Genomic DNA, 5506 nt, shown 5'->3' with positions numbered 1-5506 from the left:
GGGACGGCGCCGGGCACCTCCTCTTCGACGAAGCCCGGCCCCTCCGGGTTCTCGTCGCCGTGCAGGAGGCGGACGAGGGTCGCCTGCGCCTCGGTCACGCCCTCGGCAGAGATCATGAAGCGCATCTCGTCGCCCGGACGGACGGACCACGGCGCGCAGTATCCGTAAAGTCGGTGCTTGGCCATCGCGCCCTCAGCTTTCCAGAAGATCGTTGACGCGCAGCAGGAAGACGGCGTGATACGCTTCGTCCCGCGTGGAATAGACCCGGTCGTCCACGACGCGCGGCGGATGGCCCGGCACACCGGAAAGGGCCATGACCGTGTAGCGCCACGCCTCCGGCGGGCCGTCCTGCAGGATGGCGTATTTGTCCGGCATCTCGCCGCGGCGGAAATAGTTGAGCACCCGCGCCAGACCGTCGGAATGCGGCCCCAGCGGCGCGCGGCGGTGCTCCTCGATCAGCTCGGGCGTGATCAGCGCCTTGAGCCGCGCGCGCAGCCGCGCGTCGAAGCGGCGGTAGGCGATGCGCTGCTTGTCGGCGATCCCGGTCGCTTCCTCGGGCATGAACTCTCCTCCCTTGCGGGTGCGGGCGGCGCGGCGCTCGCTCCGGATGCGGTCGCGCCAGCCGCGGAACTGCGCGCGTGCGTCGGCGAGGCCACGATGCGTGGTCAGCGTTACCGCGATCACCACGGCGGCGATCAGGATGATCCGCAGCGGGCCGAGATCGATCAGCGCGCGGTCGATGACCACCACGATCGCGGTGCCGATCACGGCCCCCTCGGCCCGGCCGATGCCGCCGATCACGATCATCGCGAACATCAGCAGAAGCTGGTTCAGCGAGAAAACGTTGAGCGAAATCGACTGGTAGAGCATCGCGTAGTAGGCGCCGACGAAGCCGAGAGCGGCCGAGGAGATCAGGAAGACGTGCAGCCGCGCGCGCCGGTAGTCGATGCCGACCGCCTCCGAGAACTCCTCGTCCTCGCGCGCGGCCTGGAGTTGCAGGCCGAGACGTTCTGAGTTGATCACGCGGAACAGCAGCAGTGCGGCCAGCAGCATCAGAAAGGCCGAGGCGAAGCCGAGCAGCAGGCCGGGCCGCTGCAGATACCACTCCTGCGGGATGAAGCTGCCGACGTTGTTGATCGAGCCGTTGGTGGGCGCGAGCGCCCGGATCTGGCTGATCGAGACGCGGCAGATCTCGGCCACGCCGATCGTCAGAAGCGCGTAATAGAGCCCGTCGATCCGGGTCGATGGCAACGCGAGGAGGCCGCCGGCGAGGAGGCCCACCGCGATCCCGATCGGGAACATCGCCGGCCATGGCACACCGAGAAAGACGTTGGCGGCGGCCGCGGCGTAGGCGGCCAGCCCCACCACCGCCATGGTGGCCAGCGAGAGGATTCCCGCCGCGCCGATGATCAGCGTCCAGATCACGTTGATCGCGGCGAAGACGCAGAAGACCACCGCCACCTGCAGGAGCTGATCGGGCAGGAGGGGCGCGGCCACGGCCAGCGCGCCCAGCCCGATCACCCACCACAGCGGGCGCTTGTCGTCCAGGCGGCGCTCGCGTTCGAGCGTGCGCGGGTTGTAGCGGCCGCGCCACTTGAGCCAGTGTCGGCGCAGGCCCGGCACGCGGCCGCGCCGCCAGTCGCGCGCGCCTTCGGGCGCGAGGACGTATTCGTGGCGCCGGTTGCCGACGCGGTGAAGGACTGGCGCGATCGGGTCGCTCATTTGCGCGTCTCGTCGAGCAGGCCGCCGATGCCGCGCGGGCGCACCACGAGCACGGCGATGATGAAGCCGAACTGCACGAGCAGCACCATGCGCTGCCCGAGGAAGGGAATGGCCCCGGTCGCGGCTTCCAGCACGCCGATCAGCAGCGCGGCGATCGCCGCGCCGGGCACCGAGCCGAGGCCGCCCAGAAGGGCGATGATCATGCCCTTGATGAGCGGCATCGCGCCGGCGTCCGGGCTCACGAAGACGGTCTGCGACAGCAGCACCGCCGCCGCGCCGGCCATGGCGCCGGTCACCGCCATGACCGGTAGTGCCGTGCGCCGCACCGAGATCCCGGAGAGCGCCGCGCCTTCCGGGTTCTGCATCATGGCGCGGATCTCGAGCCCCTTGCGGCTCAGCCGCAGCCAGCCGAGCACCGCGGCAAGCAGGAGCGCCGTCGCCCCGATCGTCACCGCCTGATCGTAGCGCACCGGCACGCCCAGGAGCTCAAGCCGCCCGAACCCGAAGACGTTGGGCAGCGCCTGCTGGCGCGGTCCGAACCACCACAGCAGCGCCTGCACCGTGGCGAGGTTGATCGCCAGCGTCACGATCAGCCCGCGGACCGGGAAATTCGCCTTGTCGTGGATCGGCAGGAAGGCGATCAGGTAGATCACCCCGCCGAAGAGCGCGCCGACGCCCACCCCCGAGGCGAGCAGCACCGCCATGCGCAGAAGCGGCAGGATCGTCCAGCCCCCGAACAGCGCGTCCACCGCCGGCAGTGCGAGCTCGCCCAGCACCAGCGCGCCGTAGCCCGAGACCGCGAAGGTCGCGCCATGCGCCATGTTGAGCATCCCGATCGAGGACCACACGAGCGAGATCCCCATCGCGAGCAGCGCGTAGATCGCGGACAGGTTCAGCGCGTAGACGATCAGCGTCGCGTCCATCAGCCGAGCTCCACGTGGCCGACGTCGCCGCGCAGGCGCCCGGCGTGCATTCCGATCATGCGGTCCACCTCGCCGTCGAGGAGGCTCACGTTCTGCTCGGCCACGATCATCGCGCCGTCGGCCACGTCGATCTCGCGCAGGGCGGCGACGACGCGCTGGCTGATCGAGGGGGCAAGCCCGAGGCTCGGCTCGTCGACGAGGTAGAGCCGCGCCTCCGTCATCAGCGCGCGGCCCACGCTGACCATCCGCCGCTCGCCGCCCGACAGCGTGCCGACGGTCGTGGTCTCCAGCTTCCGCAGGGGCGGGAAGAGCTCGAAGATCAACTCGCGGCGCCGCGCGCGCTCGCGCCAGGCGCGGCGCGACCACGCCCCGCAGTCGAGGTGCTGGCGCACGGTGAGACCGGGAAAGATCGCGTCGCCCTGCGGCGTCATCGCCACGCCGAGCCGCACGATCCCCGGCGTGCGCCGCCCCTCGCCGAGCGAGCGCGCGCCGCCGATCTCGACCCCGTCGAGCCGGATCGAGCCGCGCTGCCAGCCGACCAGATGCGTGATCGCCCGGAAGAGCGTCGTCTTGCCGTGCCCGTTCAGCCCGACGATGGCGAGCCGTTCGCCGCGCGCCACGGTCATGTTGATCTCGTGCAGCACGCGGAGCGAGCCGTAGCCTGCCGAGAGATCGCGGATGTCCAGAAGCGCGCTCACGCCGCGCCCTCGAAATAGGCCGCTCGCACGGCGGGGTCCTCGAAGACGGTCCCCGGCGCGCCCTCGGCGATCACCTCGCCCAGGTTGAGCACCGTGACGCGGTCGGCCAGCGCCTCCAGCAGCTCGAGCCGGTGCTCGATCACCACGACGCCGAGGTGGTATTCGTCCACCAGCATCCGCAGCATGAGGTCCAGCTCGTCGATCTCGGTATTGATGAGCCCCGATGCAGGCTCGTCCATCAGCAGGACCTTGGGCCGCCGCATCAGCAGGCAGGCGAGCAGGAGCTTGCGCCGGTCGAAGGTGTCGAGGCTGCCGGCCGGCCGGGTCCAGGGCACGGTCAGATTGACGAGCCGTGCGGCCCATTCCGCGCGGTGACGCGACTGGAAGGGCCGGTGCGACAGGCGCGCGGCGCGGAAGGTTTCGGCCACGGTGAGCGCGGCGGGCACGACAGGGCTCTGGTAGGTGCGGGCGAGGCCCAGCCGCGCGCGGCGGACGATGTCGGTGCCCGTGATGTCCTCGCCGTCCATCACGACACGTCCCGCCTCGGGCCGATAGCGGCCGGAGAGAACCTCGAACAGGCTCGTCTTGCCGGCGCCGTTCGGCCCGATCAGGCCCAGCACCTCGCCGCGGGCCACGTGCAGATCCACCTCGCGCAGGATCTGCCGGCCGCCGAGGCTCAGCGCCACGCCGCTGCAGGCGAATATGGCGGAAGCGGAGGTCATGGCATGCTTTCCGGGCAGGGGAGGGAGAGCGGCGCGCCCACGGATGCGCCGCCTTTTCGGCTCGGACGGCGATCACTCTGCCCAGTGCGGCGTCTGGTAGCTCGACTCCGCCAGCGACTCGGGCAGGATGATCGTGTGGGTGTTGTCCTGCACCTGATAGACCAGATGCGGCATCCCTTCGGAGAGTTCGTCCGTCTCCCACGGGTAGCTGAGCGGGCGTTGCTGCGGCCGGTCGAAGGTGTAGGTGCCCGAGATCCCCTCGTAGCGGAGCGCGCGGATGGCGTCGCCAACGGCGTCGAACTCTTCGGGCGGCGTGGATTTCCAGACCTCGGCCAGCATCATGACCGTGTCGTAGGCGGACGCGGTGTAGACCTCGCCCATGTTGTCGCCGTGCTCGGCCATGTAAGCCTCTCGGAAGGCGCGGCCCTCCTCCGTGCGCGGCGTTCCGAGCACCGTTCCCCAGATCATGTCCTCGCCCGCGCCGCGCGCGAGATCCAGGAATTCAGGCTGGCTCGGCCCGTACTGCAGGTAGACGAGGCTGTCGGGCGTCGGGTCGAAGGCGAATTGCTGCGCGAAGGCGGCGAGCTCGGCCGCGACCCAGTGGCTGACGAAGATGACGCCGGCCCCTTCCGCCTTCAGCGCGTTGATGACGGGGGTCCAGTCCTGCACCGGAAACTGGATGTCGGTCACCCTTGCCAATTCCCAGGTGCCACCGGAGTCCGCGATGGCACGCTGCGCCGCCTCGCTGATCACCTGCGTGTAGGCGATCTGCTCCTGCACGATGTGCACGCGGTTGTTGGCGGGTTCCCACTGCCCCGTCTCCACGAGGCGGTCCAGATACTGGATGAAGCCCGAACCGTAGAAGGTCTCGTCCGGGTCGATCATGAAGATGTTGCGGTAGCGTTCGGGGTTCTCCTCCACCAGCCGGGTCGAGGAGATCTGCGTGTTGCCGTGCATGTAGGGAACGCCGGAGGCGGCCGCAGCATCCATCGCGGGCTGCGGGATCAGCACGAAGGCCGAGGCGATCGCGTGCACCTCGCGCGCGTCGAGCGCCTGGAAGGCGCCGACGGTGCCTTCGGGCGAGAGCAGGTCGATGTCCACGACCTCCGCCGCAAGCATCCGCCCGTCGACGCCGCCCGCGGCGTTGATCTCCTCGATCGCCATCATGGCGCCGTTGAGCCAGTCCTGATGGTCGGCCACGCCGGCCGCGCTCGACTGCGCGGTCGGGATGCCGATGCGGATGTCCTGCGCCCAGGAAGCCGTCGACAGCGCAAGCGCCGCCGCGACCGTGCAGCCGGCCAGTCTCGGAATCATGGTCTTACTCCCTGTTGGCCCTCGTTGTCGGGGCTCTTGGACTTACGGGAGCATGTTTCGCCGCGGCTGCCTATGATGCAAATGCATCCCCCGGTGCGGTGGGGGCTCCATGGCAGGCGTCAGCCGC

6 protein-coding genes are annotated in these 5506 nt (G+C 69.9%); all 6 read right to left on the bottom strand.

All coding sequences use genetic code 11. The features are described from left to right. Positions 1-185, bottom strand: a 185-nt coding sequence (locus ACESL7_RS12370; RefSeq protein ID WP_372893623.1) for a hypothetical protein, incomplete at its 3' end; no start/stop codon positions are given. A 7-nt stretch (positions 186-192) separates the two neighbouring features. After that, the gene (locus ACESL7_RS12365; RefSeq protein WP_372893622.1) at positions 193-1722 is read right to left on the bottom strand and encodes a branched-chain amino acid ABC transporter permease; all 1530 of its coding nucleotides are present in this window, start codon (positions 1720-1722) and stop codon (positions 193-195) included. Then, the gene (locus tag ACESL7_RS12360) at positions 1719-2645 is read right to left on the bottom strand and encodes a branched-chain amino acid ABC transporter permease (RefSeq protein WP_372893621.1); all 927 of its coding nucleotides are present in this window, start codon (positions 2643-2645) and stop codon (positions 1719-1721) included. Before ACESL7_RS12360 ends, ACESL7_RS12365 begins: the two co-directional genes overlap by 4 nt. Continuing rightward, entirely contained in the window at positions 2645-3343 is a 699-nt protein-coding gene (locus ACESL7_RS12355; RefSeq protein WP_372893620.1) for an ABC transporter ATP-binding protein, read from the bottom strand. The genes ACESL7_RS12360 and ACESL7_RS12355 overlap by 1 nt, the downstream gene beginning before the upstream one ends. Next, positions 3340-4065, bottom strand: coding sequence for an ABC transporter ATP-binding protein (locus ACESL7_RS12350; protein ID WP_372893619.1), 726 nt, complete (start codon positions 4063-4065; stop codon positions 3340-3342). The genes ACESL7_RS12355 and ACESL7_RS12350 overlap by 4 nt, the downstream gene beginning before the upstream one ends. A 72-nt stretch (positions 4066-4137) precedes the next feature. Next, on the bottom strand, positions 4138-5379 hold the full coding sequence (locus ACESL7_RS12345) for an ABC transporter substrate-binding protein (protein WP_372893618.1): 1242 nt from the start codon (positions 5377-5379) through the stop codon (positions 4138-4140). Positions 5380-5506: the final 127 nt, after the last annotated feature.

It is taken from the genome of Rhodosalinus sp. (genome assembly GCF_041685465.1).
GTDB lineage: Bacteria > Pseudomonadota > Alphaproteobacteria > Rhodobacterales > Rhodobacteraceae > Rhodosalinus.
The sequence above is the reverse complement of the archived record's forward strand: the minus strand, read 5'-3'. Positions and strand labels throughout refer to the sequence as shown.

Excerpts from the sequence above, each read along its gene's own strand:
- ACESL7_RS12345 (WP_372893618.1), bottom strand. The coding sequence starts at position 5,379 with ATGATTCCGAGACTGGCCGGCTGCACGGTCGCGGCGGCGCTTGCGCTG.
- ACESL7_RS12360 (WP_372893621.1), bottom strand. The coding sequence starts at position 2,645 with ATGGACGCGACGCTGATCGTCTACGCGCTGAACCTGTCCGCGATCTAC.
- ACESL7_RS12365 (WP_372893622.1), bottom strand. The coding sequence starts at position 1,722 with ATGAGCGACCCGATCGCGCCAGTCCTTCACCGCGTCGGCAACCGGCGC.
- ACESL7_RS12350 (WP_372893619.1), bottom strand. The coding sequence starts at position 4,065 with ATGACCTCCGCTTCCGCCATATTCGCCTGCAGCGGCGTGGCGCTGAGC.